21 protein-coding genes are annotated in these 22977 nt (G+C 41.3%); 12 read left to right on the plus strand and 9 right to left on the minus strand.

From position 1 onward, the window contains the following. The first annotated feature begins 53 nt into the window (after positions 1-53). From cmk to JMX75_RS04725, 7 genes are all read left to right on the plus strand, one after another. On the plus strand, positions 54-809 hold the full coding sequence (gene cmk, locus JMX75_RS04695) for a (d)CMP kinase (RefSeq protein ID WP_201531251.1): 756 nt from the start codon (positions 54-56) through the stop codon (positions 807-809). A 309-nt stretch (positions 810-1118) separates the two neighbouring features. Continuing rightward, positions 1119-2810 (plus strand): 30S ribosomal protein S1, encoded by a 1692-nt coding sequence (gene rpsA, locus JMX75_RS04700; protein ID WP_201531252.1) that lies wholly within the window; start codon positions 1119-1121, stop codon positions 2808-2810. 317 nt (positions 2811-3127) lie between these two features. After that, positions 3128-3436: an integration host factor subunit beta gene (locus JMX75_RS04705; protein ID WP_041753160.1), complete on the plus strand. Its 309-nt coding sequence runs from the start codon at positions 3128-3130 to the stop codon at positions 3434-3436. Positions 3437-3595: 159 nt separating this feature from the next. Beyond that, complete coding sequence (locus JMX75_RS04710) at positions 3596-4024, plus strand: LapA family protein (protein WP_133104463.1); 429 nt, start codon at positions 3596-3598, stop codon at positions 4022-4024. A 75-nt stretch (positions 4025-4099) separates the two neighbouring features. Beyond that, entirely contained in the window at positions 4100-4798 is a 699-nt protein-coding gene (gene pyrF / locus JMX75_RS04715) for an orotidine-5'-phosphate decarboxylase (protein WP_201531253.1), read from the plus strand. Between the two features lie 122 nt (positions 4799-4920). Then, positions 4921-5718, plus strand: coding sequence for a metallophosphoesterase (locus JMX75_RS04720; protein ID WP_201531254.1), 798 nt, complete (start codon positions 4921-4923; stop codon positions 5716-5718). A 165-nt stretch (positions 5719-5883) separates the two neighbouring features. After that, positions 5884-6720, plus strand: a complete 837-nt coding sequence (locus JMX75_RS04725) for a histidine phosphatase family protein (protein ID WP_181210100.1) — start codon at positions 5884-5886, stop codon at positions 6718-6720. Positions 6721-6848: 128 nt separating this feature from the next. On the opposite strand, the gene rpsT is transcribed toward JMX75_RS04725, so the two are convergent. After that, on the minus strand, positions 6849-7115 hold the full coding sequence (gene rpsT, locus JMX75_RS04730) for a 30S ribosomal protein S20 (protein WP_011513993.1): 267 nt from the start codon (positions 7113-7115) through the stop codon (positions 6849-6851). Between the two features lie 528 nt (positions 7116-7643). Here rpsT and JMX75_RS04735 point away from each other — a divergent pair. The 5 genes from JMX75_RS04735 (at position 7644) to JMX75_RS04755 (ending at position 15527) form a co-directional block, all read left to right on the plus strand. Then, the gene (locus JMX75_RS04735; protein ID WP_181210099.1) at positions 7644-8345 is read left to right on the plus strand and encodes an NAD-dependent epimerase/dehydratase family protein; all 702 of its coding nucleotides are present in this window, start codon (positions 7644-7646) and stop codon (positions 8343-8345) included. Between the two features lie 273 nt (positions 8346-8618). Further along, entirely contained in the window at positions 8619-9134 is a 516-nt protein-coding gene (gene rraA / locus JMX75_RS04740) for a ribonuclease E activity regulator RraA (RefSeq protein WP_188018897.1), read from the plus strand. Between the two features lie 229 nt (positions 9135-9363). Then, positions 9364-13095, plus strand: coding sequence for a transcription-repair coupling factor (gene mfd, locus JMX75_RS04745; RefSeq protein ID WP_201531255.1), 3732 nt, complete (start codon positions 9364-9366; stop codon positions 13093-13095). Between the two features lie 228 nt (positions 13096-13323). Next, positions 13324-13755, plus strand: coding sequence for an HIT domain-containing protein (locus JMX75_RS04750; RefSeq protein WP_011513989.1), 432 nt, complete (start codon positions 13324-13326; stop codon positions 13753-13755). A 353-nt stretch (positions 13756-14108) separates the two neighbouring features. Continuing rightward, positions 14109-15527, plus strand: a complete 1419-nt coding sequence (locus tag JMX75_RS04755; RefSeq protein WP_201531256.1) for an adenylate/guanylate cyclase domain-containing protein — start codon at positions 14109-14111, stop codon at positions 15525-15527. A 143-nt stretch (positions 15528-15670) separates the two neighbouring features. On the opposite strand, the gene fdx is transcribed toward JMX75_RS04755, so the two are convergent. From fdx to JMX75_RS04795, 8 genes are all read right to left on the minus strand, one after another. Next, positions 15671-16009, minus strand: a complete 339-nt coding sequence (gene fdx, locus JMX75_RS04760; RefSeq protein ID WP_011513987.1) for an ISC system 2Fe-2S type ferredoxin — start codon at positions 16007-16009, stop codon at positions 15671-15673. 97 nt (positions 16010-16106) lie between these two features. Continuing rightward, a complete protein-coding gene (gene hscA, locus JMX75_RS04765; RefSeq protein ID WP_201531257.1) occupies positions 16107-17984 on the minus strand; it encodes a Fe-S protein assembly chaperone HscA in 1878 nt (625 codons plus the stop codon). 252 nt (positions 17985-18236) lie between these two features. Next, positions 18237-18818 carry a Fe-S protein assembly co-chaperone HscB gene (hscB, locus tag JMX75_RS04770; protein ID WP_201531258.1) on the minus strand — a complete coding sequence of 194 codons (582 nt, stop codon included), beginning with the start codon at positions 18816-18818 and terminating at the stop codon, positions 18237-18239. Between the two features lie 60 nt (positions 18819-18878). Continuing rightward, positions 18879-19199, minus strand: coding sequence for an iron-sulfur cluster assembly protein IscA (iscA, locus tag JMX75_RS04775; RefSeq protein WP_011280745.1), 321 nt, complete (start codon positions 19197-19199; stop codon positions 18879-18881). A gap of 218 nt (positions 19200-19417) precedes the next feature. Then, entirely contained in the window at positions 19418-19804 is a 387-nt protein-coding gene (iscU, locus tag JMX75_RS04780) for a Fe-S cluster assembly scaffold IscU (RefSeq protein WP_011513983.1), read from the minus strand. A gap of 207 nt (positions 19805-20011) precedes the next feature. Further along, positions 20012-21238 (minus strand): IscS subfamily cysteine desulfurase, encoded by a 1227-nt coding sequence (locus JMX75_RS04785; protein ID WP_149491857.1) that lies wholly within the window; start codon positions 21236-21238, stop codon positions 20012-20014. Next, positions 21235-21747 (minus strand): Rrf2 family transcriptional regulator, encoded by a 513-nt coding sequence (locus JMX75_RS04790; protein WP_201531259.1) that lies wholly within the window; start codon positions 21745-21747, stop codon positions 21235-21237. Before JMX75_RS04790 ends, JMX75_RS04785 begins: the two co-directional genes overlap by 4 nt. Positions 21748-22128: 381 nt before the next feature. Continuing rightward, positions 22129-22776, minus strand: a complete 648-nt coding sequence (locus JMX75_RS04795) for a hypothetical protein (RefSeq protein ID WP_201531260.1) — start codon at positions 22774-22776, stop codon at positions 22129-22131. Between the last annotated feature and the right edge of the window lie 201 nt (positions 22777-22977).

Raw genomic sequence — 22977 nt, forward strand, 5'->3', positions numbered from 1 at the left:
ACTTTTATAATTATTTATGTGGTTGTAGAAATTGCCGACTTTAAGTGAGTATTATGACTGTTGCCAACCCTAACGCGAATACTAACAGTGAGAAGCCCTCATTGCGTTATCCTGTTATTTGTATTGATGGGCCAAGTGGCGCAGGTAAAGGCACAGTTACATGGCGTTTAGCACAAGCTTTAGGGTATCAGCTACTTGATTCAGGGGCGTTATATCGTATCGTTGGACTTAAGGCGTTTGAAGCTGGATTGATTACTGCTGATGCAAGTCAGACCATTGACGAGATGGCTGTATTAGCGTTAACTCAAAGCTTAGAGATTGCCTTTGTACCTAACAATGCATCAGGACGTGTCGATATTATCGTAAATGGTGATGCAGTAGGTGAGCAAGTTCGTAATGAAACGGTTGGCGGTTACGCATCACAGATAGCAGTATTTCCAAAAGTTCGCCGAGCATTGCTAACGCTGCAACAAGATATGGCAACTCGTTCAGGATTGGTTGCGGATGGTCGTGATATGGGTACAGTCGTGTTTCCAGACGCTGACGTCAAGGTATTTTTGACTGCCAGTGCTGAAGCGCGTGCCGAGCGCCGTGTAACACAGCTACTAATTGCTGGTCAAATAGCAGATTTTGAAGCGATTCTAGCGACGATTAAGGCCCGTGATGATCGTGATGAAAACCGTACAACGGCACCATCAAAGCCTGCAGCAGATGCGCTACTATTAGACAGCTCCAATTTAGATGCTGATGCGGTTTATAAGCAAGTAAAACAATATTGTCAAGATAAAGGTATTTGCTTCAATAGCTAATAATAACAAGGTAGTAAGCATGAAAAAGTTTCCTATAGGATTGATTTTAGTATAAAATTACAGTAGTAGACGCCAGTAATCTTTAGAAAAAAATGGAATCTACTGTTTAAAGGTCATAATTTAAAAAATATAACGCATTTTAATATAAGACAGTTGTTGCTAGTGAGTTTGCTGACGCATTCGCTTATTAGCAACAAACGTTTTTATATATGACTGCATAGGATATAAAACCAGTATTCTCATTTTATACAGTCATAAATTTGATCCGTACTGTGCTGGACAGGATACGGCTATACAAAGGTAGACATAATGGAATCATTTGCTGAACTATTTGAAGCGAGCATCGAAGAAACAGGTCTGGATATCGAGCGTGGCTCGGTTATTACTGGTACTGTTGTCGCCATCGATAACGACTGGATCACTGTTGATACGGGTCTAAAATCTGAAGGTATCGTCGCTCGTGAAGAGTTTTTAAGCGAAGAAGGCGAACTTGAAGTTGAAGTTGGCGATACAGTAGACGTAGTGGTTGAAGCGGTTGATAACGGTATGGGTCAAACCTTACTGTCACGTGAAAAAGCCAAACGCGTTGAAACTTGGAATTTCCTTGAAAAAATCTCTGACAATGATGAGATTGTAAAAGGTATTATTTCTAGCAAAGTAAAAGGCGGCTTTACTGTAGATATCGGTTCAGTACGCGCTTTCTTGCCAGGTTCATTGGTAGATGTACGTCCTATCCGTGATACGACGCATCTAGAAGGTAAAGAGTTAGAATTTAAAGTTATCAAACTTGATCAAAAACGTAACAACGTTGTCGTTAGTCGCCGTGCCGTTATGGAAGCTGAAAACTCAGCTGAGCGCGAAGAGCTATTGAACAAGCTTGAAGAAGGTATCGAGATCGAAGGTATCGTTAAGAACCTAACTGATTACGGTGCATTCGTTGATCTTGGTGGTATTGATGGTCTATTGCACATCACTGATATGGCATGGCGCCGCATCAAGCACCCATCTGAGGTGGTTGAAGTTGGTCAAGATCTTAAAGTTAAAGTACTTAAATTTGACCGTGAGCGCAATCGCGTAAGCCTAGGTCTAAAACAACTAGGTACTGATCCTTGGGATAACGTTGGTGGCACTTATCCAGTAGGTGCAGTTGTTAAAGCACGCGTTACTAACCTAACTGATTATGGTTGTTTTGCTGAGATCTCTGAAGGTATTGAAGGTCTAGTACACGTATCAGAAATGGATCACACCAACAAAAACATCCATCCGTCGAAAGTTGTTCAAGTGGGCGATGAAGTTGAAGTAATGATCCTTGATATCGATGAAGAACGTCGTCGTATCAGCTTAGGTATCAAACAGACTCTAGCTAATCCTTGGGATGAGTTTGATAAGAAACATGAGCGCGGTGATAAAATCACTGGTACGATCAAATCAATCACTGACTTCGGTATCTTTATCGGTCTAGATGGCGGTATTGATGGTCTAGTTCACTTGTCAGACATTTCTTGGAATGAAACTGGTGAAGATGCTATCCGTAACTACAACAAAGGCGACACCGTTGAAGCAATGGTATTGTCTGTAGACTCAGAAGCCAATCGTATCAGCCTAGGCGTGAAGCAATTAACTTCAGATCCATTTAACGAATACCTAGTCAACAATGACCGCGGTGCTATCGTTAATGGTAAAGTAAAAGAAGTAGACGCTAAAGGCGCTACTATCGAACTTGCTGATGAAGTTGAAGCGTATCTACGTGCCTCAGAGATTCAACGTGACCGCGTTGAAGATGCGACTAAGCATCTAACTGTTGGTGATGATGTAGAAGCGAAAATCATCAGTGTTGATCGTAAAACGCGTAACATCAGCCTGTCTATCAAAGCGAAAGACGAAGCTGAAGAGCGTCAAGCGATTAAAGAGTTAAGTAGCACAACTACGACTAGTACTGCTGCTGGTTCTGATGCACAACCAAAAACGATTGGTGACTTGATCAAAGAACAAATGCAGTAAGCTATTTACTGCTAATGTTATGATCTTATAAAAGAAAGCGACTCCGGTCGCTTTTTTTTATGGCTAAATTTTAGTATTAACGATAATTGATACAGTTTTTTCCTTGATAGAGGAACTCTTGTTTCCAATTTCCTTCAATATCCGCTATCATTTACAACATCGAGTAACGAGATGTAAAATTAGACCCAAGTCATTATAAATGAACAGATATTTAGTCAACAATCGCGTGGTTGTCAGCTAATATTTTATAATATCTGTGGTAATCATTTTAGTTATTTCCATCATCTTATCTATCAATGAACAAGGCAAGTATGATAATGCAGCAAACAATCAATAAGTCCGAATTTATTAGTAATCTGAGTGCAAATTGTGACACGATGACAGATACCGTTGTCGATGACGCCGTACGCGAGATATTAAACTTGATGACTCATACGCTCGCCAATGATGGTCGAGTAGAAGTGCGTGGGTTTGGCAGTTTTTGTCTTCATCATCGCCGTGCTCGTATGGGTCGCAATCCTAAAACGGGTGAAAGCGTACCAGTACCTGCAAAAGCAATTCCGCATTTTAAGCCAGGCAAAGCATTACGCGAAGCTGTAAACGAAAAAGTAGCAGGCGGACAGTAAGTTAATTGAAGTAATATAAGATATCATACCGATCTACTACTAAAGTATGAGCCGATTTTTCTTATTTATACCAAACCTTTTATAACGTAGTAATATCAATCAGTATGGCTTAGTTTTTATCCACTTATCTGTTCTATTAAAAACTTAAGGAGACGTCTGATGCGTATTTTATTATTAGTGCTGCTATTTTTGAGCTTCGCTTACTCGCTAGGTTTGGTATTGGCAAACAATACTGAAGTTGGCGTCAATCTTTTGTTTTCACAAGCACCAACGATGAATTTAGGCTTGCTAATGATACTTTGTCTCATACTTGGTATCGTTATAGGTATCTTGTTAGCACTGCTAATTTTCCGTGTTTTGCAAAATAAGTGGGAAATATCGCGTCTACAAAAGGCAAATACCAATTTGCAAGAGCAGATAACCCAAGCCAATATGGTGATTGATCGTCAAGCGAATGCGCCTACTGTAGAAGAAGCTGTTTATGGTGCAACAGCGGTTAATGTACAGGATACGACAATGCCCAATGCTCATCCCAACGCCAATGTGCATGATGGGTCAAGTTTGACCAAGCAAAAACGCGATTACTAATAATTTGTAATATGCATTTTCACTGCTGATTATAAATATAATAATTTGATAAACCTGATATAAAGAAGCATAACAATGAACAACGCAATTAATTCTCCTGTCATCGTTGCATTAGATAATATGACAAAGGATGCCTCTCTTGCATTAGCTGACCAATTAGATCCGGCATTATGCCGATTGAAAGTAGGTAAAGAGCTGTATACCCGCTGTGGCCCTGAGATAGTCAGAGCATTGCATCAGCGCCAATTTGAGGTTTTTTTAGACCTTAAATTTCATGATATCCCCAATACCACTGCACAAGCAGTATTGGCTGCGGCTGAGCTTGGTATATGGATGGTCAACGTCCATGCAAGTGCGGGCCACGATGCGATGTCATTGGCAAAACAGCGCTTGCTAGATAATGATTTTGACACGCTACTGATTGCAGTGACTGTCTTAACATCTATGGACAATGAAGCGCTCATACAAACGGGCATCACCGACGGCTTAGAGGCACAAGTGAGCCGCTTAGCACAATTAACCAAGCAAGCCGGTCTCGATGGTGTAGTATGCTCAGCACAAGAAGCAAAGGCATTAAAGGCATTATGTGGTCAGGACTTTAAACTGATTACGCCTGGTATTCGTCTGCTAGATGATAATGCTAATGATCAAAAGCGTATTTGTACGCCAAAACAGGCATTACTTGATGGCTCTGATTATCTGGTGATTGGGCGCTCAATTACTCAAGCAGTAGATCCTGCAGCGAAATTACAGTTAATACTCCAAAGTCTCTAACTTTTCAATTAGATACTTCAGTCAAAAAGTAAAAAGACAGCCTAATCCGCTGTCTTTTTACTTTTTGTCCCTAGATGAAAAGGTGCTAAACTATTTATGTTTATTTAATGATATAGGCTGCTATGAAATTACAGATTTTGAGTGACTTACATATTGACAGTTATATACGTCAATCCCATCCGATAGGGCATATCCCCAAAACCGACGCAGACATCGTACTGGTAGCGGGAGATACAGCAAATAGTGATATTGGTATGCCATGGCTACAAGAGCAAGCAGCGCGCTTACAAGTCCCTCTAATCACTATCGCTGGTAATCATGAGTACTTTAATGAAGACGTGCTGCATTTTGATAAAAAGCTGGCGACTTGGGACAATTATGATAGTGAATCAAAGCAGGGCGTACGATTTTTGCAGTGTCAGCATATTGATATCGGAGAGGTGCGCATTTTAGGTTGTACGCTTTGGACAGATTATCAATATCAAGCCAATGAAGAGACTAGGGCAGTGGCAATGCGCTTTATGCGTGACTACAAACAGATCTATGCCGGCAACGAACTATTTTCACCTGAAATGTCGATACAGATTCATGCTAAGCAGCGTCAATGGCTTAAAAAAGCATTGATAACGGCAAAAGCAATGGGCAAAAAAACGGTGGTGATGAGTCATCATAGTATCAGTCCATTATCTGTCTCTGAGAAGTATGCTGAGCTACCAAGTAATGCCGCATTTATCAGTGATTTATCAAGCTGGATGTATGAAGAGTGGGCACCAGCACTATGGGTGCATGGGCATACGCATGAAGCATTTGATTACCACATTCATAATACGCGCGTTATCGTCAATCCGCGTGCTTATCCAAATGAGGTTAGTAGTACGGCATTATCGTTTACATGGGATAGAGTAATTGATATCGGTTAGTCAAACGTAATAAATATGAGTATTTCTTTTTTGATTTCACCGTGTCATAGCGTCTTATTTCTAATAAAATTAACGGGTCTGCTCTCAATATATTTGCTTTAGATTATATTGCAATTGGACTTATATTTGGTTCATTCCTGTCGAAAAATCTGATAGGCTTATGTGATGAGTAAACTTCCTAATAACACCACATCGAGCCTATCCACTGAGAAGCTTGCGAGTCATACTCCAAGTGCACCAGCGCCCTCACATCTTCCTGATAGTATGATGTCGTCGGTCAGGTTGTTACCTGAAGATAAGCGCCTGATTTTATTTACCAGACATTCCCTGCGTGAGCGCTCTGATGGTAATGGCTTTGCCAGTTATCAGCTGCCATTGACACCCAAAGGTCGTGTATTGGCAAAATCTTGGGGTCGTTGGTTGGCAGGACATCTGCCGTATTCGCTCGATGTTGATAGCATCTCAAGCCCGATTGGTCGCTGTCTTGATACGGCGCAGCTGATGCAAGAAGGGGCAGGACTAAGGCGTGATATCGCGCACCAGTCATTGTTGGTTGAGCCTGGTAGCTTAGTGACCGAACCTGATATTGCAAATCCCATCTTTAAAGAGATTGGTGTTCTCAATTTTATCAATCGATTCTTGCAAGGCAATCTTGAAGGCACTAAAAACGCTTATCAGGGCGGTCTCGATATTCTATCGCTTTTTTATCAAAATCAGCCGCAACACGGGCATCTAATGCTCGCTGTCAGCCATGACACTTTGTTATCTGCATTCTTAGCGGTGATGTTTGATGTTGTTGAGATTGATTGGAACGATTGGCCAAAAATGATGGAAGGGGTATTTTTGTGGTTTGATGACAAGCCATTCGAGCAGGCAAGTGCGTATTTTGTCTGGCGCGGTGAAGTTTATGTACGTCCAATACACACTTTGCTTGAAGCCTACCGTACCGCTGGCTTTCATCCAAATAAGCTATTATTGCCACCAGAAGTAAAATGGACATAAGCGTTATTTACGAAATTATTAATTACTTTTGATCAGGCATAAAAAAACCTTGCCCCAGTATTAGAACCAGTGACAAGGTTTTAGTTATGATGTTATCGAAGCATCATACGGTCTAAACGCAACCAATCTTAAGCTAGTAAGCCTTTGATGGTTTTGTTTAGGCGGCTCTTACGACGAGCAGCTTTATTCTTATGAAGAATACCTTTGTCAGCCATACGATCAAGAACCGGTACCGCTTTTTTGTAAGCTTCGGTAGCCGCGTCATAATCTTTAGCAGCGATAGCCGCGTCAACACGTTTCAAATAAGTACGAACCATAGAGCGTTGTGACGCAGAGTTCTGACGACGTTTGGTGTTTTGACGGGCGCGTTTACGAGCTTGTGCAGTATTAGCCACGCGAATCTCCTTGATAAAGACAGATAAAATTATGAATGTGGATTGCAATAAAGGGTTTAACCATCATCGATAACGAGCAGCCGTCTCGCCGAACATGATGTCGATGCCTACTATTAAAGTATCTGATAGTAATAAATCATCGCAAGCGCCAAAACTGTTTGGAATAATTAAACAGCGTTGACGTGTAAAGCCGGTTATCTTAGCAAATTATCGCCCTTAGGACAATAAGTTTGATGATTAATGCTCAAAGAAGTTACGGCATTACGTGGATGAGCGGGATTTTATGCCTTTAATAGGTATTTATAAAGGTATTTATCATAATATTGAGTGAGTATTTGAGTCTAAACGAGCGTATGAGCTGAGTAAAACTGTTTGCTGATAAAATCTCTTACAATAAATCATGCATAATAGCCTCGATGATTGATTAATTTAGGTATGATACTACAGTGGTCAGCGTCACCGACGGGCTTTAAAAAGTCACATTTTTGACGATCATAAGTATTCCAACACTCTATAAATGGATAGGATATGCAGCGAAAAGCAATGGTAATAGGTGCAACGGGATTGGTCGGGCAACATCTTGTAAAGCAGCTGAGTGAGATTTATGACACATTGATTGTGATTGCACGGCGTCCTCCTCGCTACATCAATGCGAGCATGCGTTTTTATCAGGTGAATGATTTTGACAACTTAGCTGAAATCTTTACAAGCATTGGCGCTGATCGAAAAACGGATGCTTTTAGTTGCTTGGGCACCACCAAAAAACAAGCGGGTAGTGATGAAGTTTTTCGCAAGATTGACCATGATTATAATGTTGGTTTCGCCAAACTTTGCCAAGAGAAAGGCGTTGAAAACTTCTTTTTATTGTCCTCGATGAATGCGGACATCAACAGTCGCTTTTTATATAATCGCGTAAAGGCTGAAACGGAAGAGTCCATAATGGCATTAGGGTTTGCCCAATTGGTTATTTTCCGTCCGTCGTTACTACTTGGTAAACATAAGGGTCGTCCGCTTGAAAGTCTGGGACAAAAAGCCTTTCAGCTTATCTCGCCATTGGTGTCCGAGTCATTATCTTTACATCCTATTTCAGCTAAGCGTGTCGCTAGTGCCATGGCGATGAGCGCCCATGATATCTATCATCGTAGTAAATACCGCAGCGAACCCGCGATTAAAACCACTGATATTATCGAAAATAAACAGATGCTTGCGATGACCCGTGTAAAACATTAAGCTATTAATCAGATAACTTTTACATTTATTACTATAGTAAACTCAGTATAAAAACGATACAGCGGGACTAGAATGAATTTTTTGCAGCCTCTGTCTGCGCAGGCACAGCAAGCTAGAAAAATTTATACTAGTGCCGCGTCAAAACATGATGTATCGGTTTTATCTAGGATAAACTATACTATAATAAATAGCCTAAGTAATTTTTAAGTTTAATAAGTCAGAACAATTTAACCATAACAGACAAGGAGTCTCACCATGCCAGAATCAGTAACAATGACCAAAGAAAACTTTGTAACTTGTGATTTATTAGATGCCAATCCTGAATCACAGGTATGCCTGCCTAATATCGAAGGTAAATCGTTTTATAGTTTTGGCGGCAAAGACAAATTCTGCGGTGAGATTGTGACCGTCAAATGTTTTGAAGATAATAGTCGCGTCAAATCGTTGCTTAACAGTGATGGTAAAGACAAAGACGGTAATGGCAAAGTATTGGTCGTTGATGGTGGCGGATCTATGCGCTGTGCGTTGTTAGGTGACATGATTGCACAGTCGGCTATTGATAATGGCTGGGCAGGGGTTGTGGTGTATGGCTGTGTTCGTGATGTTGATGATATGGCAGCAATGGACATCGGGGTCATGGCGCTTGGTTGTATCCCGCGTAAATCAAATCGCCGCGATGAAGGTCAAACCGATCTTGAAATCAGCTTTGGTGATTTAACGCTAAATTCTGGTATGTTTGTCTACGCAGACAATAACGGCATTATCGCTAGTGACAAGCCATTAATTTAAAGACAAAGTCTGTTTTTGAAGAGTTCCCTATAAAGACCTTGGCTCGCAAGCTAAGGTCTTTTCGTTTATCAGCCCTATTCTTAGCAATAAATCTTTATTTTATAAAGTGTTTGGCTCTTGGTGTTTTCTATAATAATGCTATGTGACAAACCGTTACGGCATAAATTTTGGTAATTGCGCAAATATTCGTATAATAGCTTTCTGACTCTTAACCTTGATCTTACCCTTTATGCCTATCACTGCTTTGACTGACGCCTTTGCCCCGATTAACCAGCAATTATTCCCTATCCAAAATGCCCAGCGCCGCTGGCTTGCACCTGTACATGGTGCTGTCAGCAGCTTATGGCTGGCAAGTTTAGTACAAGCACCTATATGGAATGTTGCCGAGCGTCTAAAAGTCGTAGTGACGCGTGACCAAAATCAGCTGAATCAAATAGAGACAGAACTGGCATTTTGCGGCGTGGATGCTCATGTATTTCCTGATTGGGAGACGCTGACCTATGATGAGTTGTCACCGCATCAAGATATTGTCAGCGAGCGTATCAATTTATTAACCGATATGCCAACGTCAGGCGTGTTATTGATATCTGTGCAAGCATTAATGCACCGTATTGCGCCACCAAGCTGGTTAATTGGACAGCATTTTGATTTAAGTGTTGGCGATCAATTTGATATCAATACTCAGCGTTCTCTGCTCGCAAAAGCAGGTTATCGAGCGGTAGACAACGTTTTTGAGCCGGGGGAATTTGCGGTACGTGGTAGTATCATTGATATCTTTGCCATGGGTCAGCCATTCCCGCTACGTCTAGATTTATTCGACGATGAAATTGAAACCATTCGCTTTTTTAATCCGCAGACCCAACGGACATTAACTGTCGATGACCTAAAAGTCATGATGAGTGGCAACGATAGTAGTATGGGCAAAGAGTCATTGTCGCTACTGCATAAACTGCCAGATATCTCAAAGCCTATTAAACAGTTTCAGATCCTACCCGCAAAAGAGTTTCCACTTGATGAAGGGCGTGAAACCTTTCGCACCAATTTTGCTGCCATGTTCCCCAATAGCAATAGCCGTAAATTCGAATTACATAAAGATGTAATGGCAGGCATTGCGAGTAGCGGATTGGAATATTATCAGCCACTGTTTTTTGATTTAAAGGATTGGACGGTAGAGAGTAGTTTATTTGCTTATCTGCCAAGCGATACGCTATTCATCACTGATGAGCTAATTAACGAGAAACAGGCGGATTATTGGTCGCAAATCCAGCGCCGCTATGAAGAGCGCCGTCATGATATTGATAAGCCTATTGTCGCCCCTGAGTTGCTGTATTTATTGTCAAATACTCTTAACGAGCATCTCAATCATTATCCACGGGTGATACTCAGTGCACGTAATGAACTGTCGACAATGAATGATGCATCTGCGATTGACGAGACAGTATTGGAGAGTCCATTACAGTTATCTGAGCAACCACAGTTAGATTTTGTTCAGAATAAGCAACAAGGCTTGGTGACCTTAAGTGCGCAAGAGCCGCCACAGTTGGCAGTCAATCATCAAAAAGCAGAGCCACTTACTGAGCTGCTAGCGTTTTTAGAGCTACAAGCGCAAACAGCAACACCAGTATTGATTGTCGCTGAAACAGCGGGTCGCCGTGAGATTCTCATCGAGCTGTTTAAAGGTAAGATTGAGATCAAGGCTTATGACAGCTTTGAGGCATTTTTAGCTGCCGATAAAACAACGGGGCTTAATAATAAAAAGTTGCCACAGGTTGGTCTAACGGTTGCGCCTATTGAACGTGGCGTCTATGTTCCTGAGCGCTTGGTGTTGATTAGTGAGACACAATTATTTGGTCGGCAAGTGCTGCAAACGCGCCGTCGTCGCCAGAGCGGTGTATCAGAAGAATTCTTGGTTAAAAGCGTGACTGAAATAACTGATGGCAGTCCAGTCGTCCATATTGAGCATGGTATTGGGCGTTATAATGGTTTAATAACCTTAGATGTCGGAGATGGTGAGCAAGAATTTATTCACCTAAAATACGCTGATGATGCCAGTATTTACGTGCCGGTTGCCAATCTGCAAATGATTAATCGCTATAGCGGCGGCGACCCAGCGCTTGCACCATTGCACAAGATTGGTAGTGGAAAATGGGACAAAGCTAAACAGAAAGCGCTCGAGCAAATCCATGATGTCGCAGCTGAGTTGCTTAATATACAAGCACGGCGTGAGGCAAAGGTCGGTATTCATTTTAAAATAGATATCTCGCAATACGAGCTGTTTGCTAGTCAGTTTGCCTTTGAAGAAACGCCGGATCAAGCCAATGCTATTCATGCAGTCATGGAAGATATGAAGCAAAATCAGCCCATGGATCGTCTCATCTGTGGCGATGTAGGTTTTGGTAAAACGGAAGTAGCCATGCGCGCGGCATTCATCGCGGTCAGTGCTGGTTATCAAGTAGCGGTGCTGGTGCCGACTACTTTGCTAGCCGGTCAGCATGAAGACAATTTCCGCAATCGTTTTGCTGATTGGCCAGTACGTATTGAAACGCTTTCGCGCTTTGGCGGTAAAAAACATCAAGATACTGTGCTAACAGACCTTGCGGCAGGCAAGGTTGATATCGTCATTGGTACGCATAAGTTATTACAACCCGATGTAAAGTTCTCTAATCTAGGTCTAATGATTGTTGACGAAGAACATCGCTTTGGGGTGCGCCATAAAGAGCGTATTAAGGCGATTCAGACTGATGTTGATAGTATGTCGATGACAGCGACGCCCATCCCGAGAACGCTCAATATGGCGCTCTCGGGTATGCGTGATATGTCGATTATTGCCACGCCACCAGCCCGTCGTCTTGCAATTAAGACCTTTGTTATGCAGAAGACCGACGCTTTGATGAAAGAGGCTATCTTGCGTGAGCTGTTGCGTGGTGGTCAAGTTTATCTATTGCATAACGATGTGGCCAGTATTGAGCGTATGGCAGAGACCATACGTGAACTAGTGCCTGAAGCGCGAGTAGGGGTCGCTCATGGGCAAATGCAAGAACGTCAACTAGAACAAGTCATGCAGCAGTATTATCATAAAAAATTCAATGTGCTAATTTGTTCGACCATTATCGAAACCGGTATTGATGTACCGAATGCTAATACCATTATTATAGAGCGCGCGGATAAGTTTGGTTTGGCTCAATTACATCAGCTGCGTGGTCGCGTGGGTCGTAGTCATCATCAAGCTTATTGCTATCTACTTGTACCGTCTATTAAGGGGCTTAAAGGGGATGCCAAGCGCCGATTGCATGCTATTGAGCGTGCTAACACATTAGGTGCAGGCTTTATGCTGGCAAGTGAAGATTTAGAGATTCGCGGTGCTGGAGAAATACTTGGTAAGCAGCAAAGTGGTAATATGCAGGCAATTGGTTTCAGTCTATATATGGATATGTTAGAGCGAGCAACAAAGGCGATTAAAGCCGGTAAAGAGCCTGATTTAAGTACACCATTATCGCTAACCAGCGAAATCAATCTGCATAGCTCGGCACTGATACCAGAAGAGTATCTGCATGATGTGCATCAGCGTTTGTTATTTTATAAACGTATTGGTAATGCCGATGATAAAGAGGCACTAACTGATATTCGAACTGAAATGATTGATCGTTTTGGTGTTTTGCCAGAGCAGACCAAGCAGTTATTTGCGGTTCATGGTCTACGCATACAAGCCGAGCCTTTGAAAATTAATAAAATTGATGCCAATAGTAATAGCATGACATTAGAGTTTGCACCCGATACCCCGGTCGATGCTTTGGCGATTATTAAACTAATTCAAGCAAATGGGCAGCACTATCGTATGAATGGTGCTTCTGGCATTCGCTATCAGGATGCTGATAAATTGGCAACACCGCAGCAGCGTGTCACGGTGATTCAAGAGTTATTAAGCTATTTTAGCAAGCATATGGTGGTAGAGTCGGTTTAGGATATTCAATCATCACTATATACCATGGAAAATAGCTGTTTAACCTTTACCTTATAGACTAAGAGATTTAAAAAGCAGGACATTTAGACAATAAATCATGACGCTATTTTATCGATTGGATAACTGATAAAATAGCGTCACTGTATTTTTACCTTAAATATCTGTTTTAAATGTTAAGCCTAATCTTTCTTTCTTATCCTTGAGTTTCATAACAAGAGAACCGCCATTATGTTCCAACTTCATCATAAACTTGCTGCCGATAGTTTTTTAGTGGGTGATTTTCCACTATCAACCTGTCGCTTAATCAATGATTGCCAGTTTCCATGGTTGATATTGGTGCCACGAGTATCAGGCATCAAAGAATTGTATGAATTGTCTGAGGCAGACCAAACGCAGTTTTTGCGTGAATCGAGCTGGTTATCAAGTCAGCTCGCTAAAACTTTTCAGGCAGATAAAATGAATGTGGCAGCACTCGGTAATCAAGTACCACAGCTTCATTTTCATCATATTGTCCGCTATCAAAACGATATGCAGTGGCCAAATCCGGTATGGGGCGTTCCTGCAGTGCCTTATAGCAAAGAAGTATTGGCGCAAATGCAACAGACTTTGATGATGGCACTGCGCGGTCATCATCAAATGCCGTTTGATTGGCAGATGTAATTAACTACTTATTGATAGTTTTAACATTGTTTGGTACATGTCAGTTAAAAGAAGTCAGATATATTATCTGGCTTTTTTGCCATTAGCTTTAACTTGATATTTATGTTTAGTACAAAGGTCTTGAGATGATGATTTCATTGGCTTTGGTAACAAAATAAATGACAAACGGTATACTTTGAGGACTCAATGACATAGCTGTTACTAAGATTAGAACGTATAATATGCAAGTTAACTGTTTAATTTCTCTTATATTATTTATAAGCATAAATATTCTTTATAAGGATAAGGTACATTATCTATACTATCTTTATGAGTACTTTCAATGATTTTACTGATTTAAGCGAATAGCTCTCATGGCACTTTTAGACACCTTTAGCCCCAAAAAATCTATACAGGGTACTGATGTCTGTCGATTTGATTATCCTGAAATCTTTGTTCTCATACTCAGCGTGATACTGCTCGCTATCCATTTTGACTTCAGTCCAACTTCGATGGCACTTTTAATCGTCGTCTGCTTACCTAGCCTCATGATTTTAATTTATAACTTTCGTCGTCAAAAAAGCTTTTGGACGTCTAATATTGTTATTATTTTATTTTCTGTGGTCATTGGTTCTATTCAGCTTTGTCCCCTCATCTCATTAAGTTTGGCAGCGTTAATTGGACTACGTATCATTCTCAGCAGCCCTGAGAATCATCTAAAGCTGGTTTCTGTATCCATCGTTACCATCATTATTTTTTACTACGTTAGTGTCATTTTGAGTAGTGCCGAGATAGATTGTCATACCACTTGGATAACGCCTATCATCTTGCTAGCAGCGATGCTCGTAATACTTTGTCATTTTCGCCATATATATCATGAGTATGTCCATTATGAGGCACGGGCTGAGCAAGTGGTTGGTCGCTTAAGTACGATGGTGTCGGTAATCAATAAGTTGACACGTTTCGTACCACCGCAAGTATGGGAGCCTATTGTCAAAGCGGACGGTCCAGTTACTGTCGCTAATAAACGCGCTAAGTTGACGATTATGTTTTCAGATATCGTTGGTTTCACTGAGCTGTCTGATAGCTTAAGTGCAGATAATTTGGCTGATATTTTAAACACTTATATGCACTGTATGACTTTGATCGCTAATAAACATGGGGCAGTATTAGATAAGTTTATTGGTGATGGCATGGTGTGTTTTTTTGGAGAGCCAAATAGCCGTGGTCCGCGTCAAGATGCCCTAGATTGTGTAGCTATGGCAATAGATATGCGCCGTGAAATGCGCACATTGAGGCAAAAATGGCGACTGATGGGCTTTGAGGGATTATATATACGCGTAGGTATTAGCACAGGCTACTGTCATGTTGGTAACTTTGGTAGTAATAATCGTCTGAGCTATACGCTGATTGGCAAAGAGGCCAATCTGGCTTCAAGGCTTGAAGCTGTCGCTGGTAAGGGTGAAATATACATTAGCGAGAGCACTCACGACTATATCGCTCATGATTTTGACTGCGAATACGCAGGTGCTTTCCCGCTAAAAGGTTTCGATGATAAAGTAAGTGCTTGGAAAGTATTGGATCCAGATGAAAATAAAGGCAAGTTATCGAAATGGGTAGACCACACGCTTCCAGGTTTTAATCTGCATTTGAACTTTAGAGACATGCAAGATAATGATTATCAAGATATCAGAATTCGTCTCAATCTTGCACTTGAACGCATCGAACAAGAAGAAAAATCTGTCGCTATTAAAATTGACGCAGCCAGTAAAAAAGAAGGGAAGCATAAATAATTGATAGCAATACTATAATGATAGTAAATAATTTTCTTTGCTCATGAATAGATTGTGATTACTTAAAGTATCAGATATTGGAATAGGAAAAAGCCAGCTATAAGACATAGTTGGCTTTTTTATGAGTATAAAGTCATCAATAATTAGTGATTTTCTTTAGCATGGTTTAAAGTGTATTTAGGAATTTCGATGGTTAAATCGTCATCCTCAAGCATCACCTGACAAGACAAGCGTGAATCAGGTTCCAGCCCCCAAGCACGATCAAGTAAGTCGGCTTCGATATCATCCATCTCATCCAAGCTATTAAAACCTTTACGTACGACGACATGGCAAGTTGTACAAGCTTTTGACATCTCGCAAGCATGTTCAATCTTGATGCCTTTTTCTAATAAGGCTTTACATAAGTTTTCGCCTGCTGCTAATTCAACTTCGATGCCTTTAGGGCAAATTTCATGATGGGGTAGTACAGTGATTTTTGGCATAAGGTAGTCTATCCGGTGCTAATCCATTTAAAATAACATCTAAAAATATAAAAATATGCTTAATTTGACACGTCAGTAATATGGTAACTTATTTCTGTTACCAGTCTTTGGCGCTGGTACCTGCCATACTAGTCTTGACACTTTGATTCATGATAAGAGCAGCAAAGGCGTCGCTATGCGGTTTAAGCGCCAGCTTTTTTGCATCAATAAGGGTTAAGTCATTGGTATCAAGCGCAGCTTGCAAGTCTTGCATAGTGTGTGCCAAAGACTGCTTAGCCTCTTCTGAAAGTAAAGCGTCAAAATCTTTCAATGCCGATTGCAGTGCCAGTATCTCACGTTCTGATTCAACCTTGGTTTCAATCAATGAGCGCGCGTTTTTGTCTTCTTCAGCGTATTTAAATCCTGCAATGAGTAACTGTTCTTTTTGTTCATCAGACAAGCCGTAAGAAGGCACAATCTCAATTTTACTTTCGGTCTTGGTAGTGGTTTCTTGTGCACTCACTGTCAGTTGGCCATTAGCATCAATGCTAAAAGTCACTTCGATTCGCGCAAATCCCGCTTTCATAGGCGGAATACCGTATAGCTCAAAGCGTCCCAGTGAGCGGCAGTTATCGACAGTCTCGCGCTCACCTTGTACCACATGAATCACCATGCCAGTCTGGCCATCTTGATAAGTGGTAAATATTTGGCGTTTCTTAACTGGAATGGGGGTATTACGCGGGATAAGCACTTCAACCAAACCGCCCATGGTTTCAAGACCAAGCGATAGCGGAGTGATATCTAACAATAATAAGTTATTATCACTATCACCGTTGACCAATTGATGCGCAGTTTGTGCAGCACCTAAAGCAACGACTTCATCTGGATTTAATCGACAAAGTGGCTGCTTTGCAAAAAAATCAGTAACCACTTGTTTAACAGCAGGCATGCGAGTCGAGCCGCCAACTAAAATAACTTCATCTAAGTCAGATGTTGAAAGTTTAGCATCACGTAATACTTGTTCGCAAACGCTCAAGGTGCGGCGACTCACTGGGTCTACAATGACTAATAAATCTTCACGGCGCAATATGCCCTTAAAGGATTGCTCATTCACGATAATATCAATCTCAACTTGCTCAGCATCCGTCAACGCTTGCTTATAGGCTTTGGCTTGCTGAGCAAGGATTGATTTATCATGCAGGCTGACGTCTTTAGGATCGATATTCAACTGCTTGATCAGCCAATTGGTCAATAAGCGATCAATATCATCACCACCAAGTGCACTATTACCACCTGTCGCTAGCACCTCAAAAACGCCATCGTTTAGTTTCAAAATCGATACATCAAACGTACCGCCGCCCAAATCATAGATAAGGTAATGTTTCTCGATACCTGCATCAGTTGCTTGGTCGAGTCCATAAGCAACCGCAGCCGCAGTAGGTTCGTTCAACAGACGCAGTACCTTGATGCCAGCTGCTTGAGCGGCGTCTTTAGTAGCTTGACGCTGTGCTTCATCAAAATAGGCAGGCACGGTAATGACCGCACCTTGAATGCTATCCTCAGGCAATGCGTGAGCAGCACGCTGTTCTAGCGCTGCTAAGATACGCGCTGACACTTCAACAGGAGATACGGCTCCTTGCGCAGTGACAAAAGCTGGCATTTCATCTTTGCCACCGCTTAGCTCATAAGGATGAGAGAATTTGATATCAGCTTGGCTACGACCCATAAAGCGCTTGGCTGAAATAATAGTATTTTTTGGATCATCTACTACGTGGGCGAGGGCGTCCGAGCCAACCAATGGGCTACCTTCACTTGGATAATACACCACAGAAGGCAACAAGGTATCTGTCGCTGTGCTTGCTTGCAAAACTTGGGCCTTGCCTGAGCGTACCACGGCGACCAATGATCGCGTGGTACCAAGGTCGATGCCTAGGCCAAAACGATGCTCGTGAGGTCGGGTGCTTTGATTGGGTTCAGCAATTTGCATTAAGGACATAAGATAACTCAAAGATAAAATGAATAAGTGAAATGATACAAAGACGATAAATCGACTATCGTGAGTACAACATAAAATAGTTTTGCTATAAATGTTTGAATATAGAAACTAGCCATTAAAGGCTTTTAGAGTCAAGATTATACGAGATAATTGGTCTTACTTTAACCGTCGCTTTTTAAAACTTCTGAAACGTATTATAAATTGAGCCGTTATTATTATATTCAATAATAACGCTACTAATAAGCGCATTAATTACACATATAAATCATCATCATCTAAATGTGTAGCTGCCGAAATTCCATCAATGGCTGTCACGACGTCAGCATTTAACTTCACCAGAAATTTCAGCTTTTGGGTAGAATCAATAGCGGTTTGCCAGTCTTGAGTCTCATAAGCGTTTTTAAAGTTTGCTGACTGCTTTGCTAGACGTTCTGTAATCTGTGGATGTAACTGCTTTAGCGTTGCTATGTCTTGAGCACCAATAGCGTCGTCTAAATCCATGCGCATTTCCATAGCGTCTTCTAAGAAGTCCAGATCTGCGATGGAATGCTCTAGACTTTGCGCTTGACCTGCCATATCTAACAAGTAGCTGGCTCGACTATCAGGCGAACTCAGAGTTTGATAGCCCTGATTAATAAGCGCTGATGCTTGCTCAGATTGCTGCTGTGCTTTTGCAATATTGGCTATATTTTTTGCGACATTGTCAGGATGATAGCGTTTTTGCAAAAAACGTAAACGCTGATCCAAATTGTCTTGTACAACCTCAAACTGTACAGGCTGCTCAAATAAAGCAAAAAAATTATCAAACTGTGGTTCTAACGTGCTATCTGTCATATCGTCTGCCTTTATTTTATTTATTATTTTAAGGGCTTCTATTTTATATAGTAAAAACGGTTACACCGTAAAAGACTCACCGCAGCCACATTCGCCTTTCTGATTAGGATTACTGAATTTAAAGCCTTCATTGAGACCTTCTTTTTCATAATCCATTAATAGACCATCGAGATATACCAAGCTTTTAGGGTCAATAAAAATACTAACACCAAGGCTCTCATAACGAGTGTCATTTTCGTCAGGAATATCAACGAACTCTAAAACATAAGCCAAGCCTGAACATCCTGCCGTACGAATACCCACGCGTATGCCTTCGCCTTTACCGCGATTGTCCAAAAACTCACGCACATGTTGAGCGGCGCGTTCTGTCATTTCAATCATGCCAACTCCCATTGACTATCAATAATAGGGATAAAAATTCAAAATAAATAACGAAATAAATAAAAGGTGACAATTACATAAGCGTCATTGTCACCTCCTTGGCGTTAGCTGCTTTTTGGCAGCTTGCGCTTTCATACAGAGAACAAGTTGCTAAACAATATATATTAAACAGCTTGTACGCTACTTAATATAGCTGGTCATTTTAACGACGACTGGGCTCAGGCAGGAACATGCTTGCCTTTATAGTCGCTAATAGCCGCTTTAATTGCATCTTCTGCAAGGACTGAGCAATGCACTTTTACTGGTGGCAACGCCAATTCTTCAGCAATGTGACTGTTCTTAATTTCACCAGCTTGATCCAAGCTTTTGCCTTTTAGCCACTCAGTAACGAGCGAGCTTGACGCAATGGCTGAACCACAACCGTAAGTTTTGAAGCGTGCATCTTCGATAATACCGTTATCATCGACTTGGATTTGTAAACGCATGACATCACCACAGGCTGGTGCGCCGACCATACCAGTGCCGACGTTTTTGGCATTTTTATCAAGATTGCCAACGTTGCGTGGATTTTCGTAATGATCAATAACTTGGTCACTATAGGCCATGGGGTTTTCTCCTGGTTAGATGATGAGCTGTCATTTAATGACTGTCTTTGTTAATGGGTTACTGGCTCATCGATAATTGGGGTCAAACACTTAATGTATAATTGTCTGATTCATTAGCTATGGCGATATTTTTATGTTTAGTAGAAAAAGTAAATAAAAATATCGCTGTTGCCATTATTTTTTAAATTATAAAGCTTAAATGTAGTATTAGTGCTCAGACCATTCTACTGAATCTAAATCAACGCCTTCTTGATACATATCCCAAAGTGGCGATAGCGCACGTAATTTATCAACAGCTTGATGCATCTGGGTGATAACCGTATCAATGTCTTCTTCAGTAGTGTAGCGACCAAAGCTAAATCTGATTGAGCTATGTGCTAACTCGTCTGGGCGACCAATAGCGCGCAAAACATAAGATGGCTCAAGAGTCGCTGACGTACAAGCTGAACCTGATGAGACAGCCAAGTCTTTTAGCGACATCATCAGTGATTCGCCTTCAACAAAGTTAAAACTGATATTTACAATATTAGGTACGCTGTTTTCTAAATCACCGTTTAGATAAATCTCTTCAATATCTTGTAGACCATCCCACAGTTTTTGGCGTAATTTTGCCGCATGTGCATTGTCTTCTTGATAGCGCTGATTAGCTAACTCAAATGCTGCGCCAAGACCTACGATTTGGTGAGTCGGCAAAGTACCTGAACGCATACCGCGCTCATGACCACCGCCATGCTGCTCGGCTTTTAGGCGAATACGCGGCTTGCGACTAACGAATAGGGCACCAATACCTTTAGGACCATAAGCTTTATGACCTGAGAAACTCATTAGGTCAATTTTCATCTCTGCAAGGTTGATAAGTACTTTACCAACAGACTGTGCACCATCAACATGGAAAACAACACCCGCTTCGCGCGTGATTTCACCAATCGCTGCAACATCAGTCACCGTACCAAGCTCATTATTCACCATCATGAGAGACACTAAGATAGTATCTTCACGTAAGGCAGCTTTTACTTGCTCTGGTAAAATCATGCCAGTGCTTGGCTGCGGCTCAAGATACGTAATCTCAAAACCTTCTTGCTCAAGCTCACGGCAGGTATCTAATACCGCTTTATGCTCAATTTTACTGGTAATAATGTGCTTACCACGAGACTGATAAAAATGAGCAGCACCTTTGATGGCTAAGTTATCAGATTCTGTCGCACCAGAGGTAAAGACGATTTCGCGAGGATCAGCATTGATGACCTCAGCAACTTGCTGACGAGCCGTTTCTACCGCTTCTTCTGCTTGCCAGCCGTAGCCATGCGAGCGTGATGCTGGGTTACCAAAGATGCCATCTACCGTCAGATATTCGCTCATCTTGGCAGCGACTGACTTAGCAACTGGCGTCGTGGCGGCATAATCTAAATATATAAGGGTGTTATGTTGGCTCATGCTGGGTTTGCCTCGCTGGTCGATAAAGTAATAGTGTTAATGTCTTTTATAGAAATATCTTTTAGAGCATCGCTGTGCTGCCGATCTGATACAGACTGCACGTGCTCCATGTCTAATAATTGCGCTAATGTTATATTTTTCAAGTACTGCTCTACATGATTTGATAATGCACACCACAAATCATGGGTCAGACACATTGTACCACCTTGGCAGTCGCCGCGTCCTTCACACTGCATGGCATTGACCGATTCATCGACAGCAGAAATGATACTCATCACATCAATCTGATCAAGTGGCTTTGCTAGATAATAGCCACCTGCTGCGCCGCGAATACTAGTGACCAAACCACGCTTACGAAGTTTTGAGAATAACTGCTCAAGGTAGGATATAGAAATGGACTGTCGCTTGGCAATGTCGGATAAAGACACCGCGCTTTCTTGTTGGCTGGTTTGTAATGCCAAATCTAGCAAAGCGGTCACGGCATATCTGCCTCGAGTAGTTAAACGCATGTGTTATCTCCAAACTTTTTAAGGATAATTTTATTTAACAACGATCTTAGTTCGGTCAGATGGTTAAGAGATAGCCAGTCACATATAAATAGCTATGCTGCTAATAAGAAAAATCATCTGTCGACTAAGTGTGTCTTATCGTTATTAAACAACAGATGGTTTACCCGATGTGTGCAACGATAAGGTAATTATACTCAATCCCGAGTAATTTAGTCAAGATTAAAGTGTGGTTGAATGGTTAGTGATATTAATGACGATGATTGATAAAAACAATGATTGGTGATAAAACGAAAAAAGCGCTTGATAGACGATAGGTCATATCAAACGCTTTTAAGAGATATTTTTAAAAAATCATCTATACATCAGATTATTTTTTGAACATTAATTCATTATAAAGAGTGCAATGATGGCAGCAAGAGCAATGATAGAAGCAATTATTGTCGTGATGATAAAAGTCTTTTGTTTGCTTTGTAGCTCTTTGACAGCGGTTTCGAGCTCACGATTTTTGATGGTCAAAGTGGTAATTTCGATTTGCTGTTCTTTAATACGTAGCTTATAGCTTTCTTTTTTATCTGCCATTTCCGCTTCGGTCGGCTTGGGCTTGCTTTTACCACCCTTAATCTTTTTGATTAAGCCTTGAATTAAGCTACCTAGACCAAGCTGCATAATAAATTGCTTAACCAGCTGAACCTGTACCGTTTCACCACGCATTTGCAGCTTTTCAGTGGTTTCACTATCATGCGTGGTAATGGCATTAATCACTTGCAGGCTATAAGCATTGATCACGACATCAGGCTCACTGCGACCAATAGGTAGCCTGTCATCTAATAACACGCCTTTGGTACTAAAAGTAGCGAACACCTCTACGTGTGGTAGATATAATCTAAGCGCAACGACAGTTTCTTGCTTAGCAAGTGGATAAGCGGCTTTACGGAGTTCTGGGTCTAAACGTAACAATAGGGTCAGCGCCGATTCGATAAACACCAAAATGACATTAAGAAAAGAGTGAGACAACGTAGAACGCTTCATGTAGATAATCCGTTTTTATTGTTCAAATAAAACATAAGAAGATAAGTAAGGGTTAAAAACCACCCAAAGTGTGCAATGACATTGCGCTTATAGTAACGCCTTTATGATAAAAAGTAACGCGGGTTTCTGTCAGTTGCAAAATTATTACCTGACAATAATTCTTTTATTTCATGCGTTAACTATCACAGTTTATAGTTGGCG

The sequence above is a fragment of the Psychrobacter sp. LFX-11D genome (genome assembly GCF_904846475.1).
In the GTDB taxonomy this organism is placed as follows: domain Bacteria; phylum Pseudomonadota; class Gammaproteobacteria; order Pseudomonadales; family Moraxellaceae; genus Psychrobacter; species Psychrobacter cryohalolentis.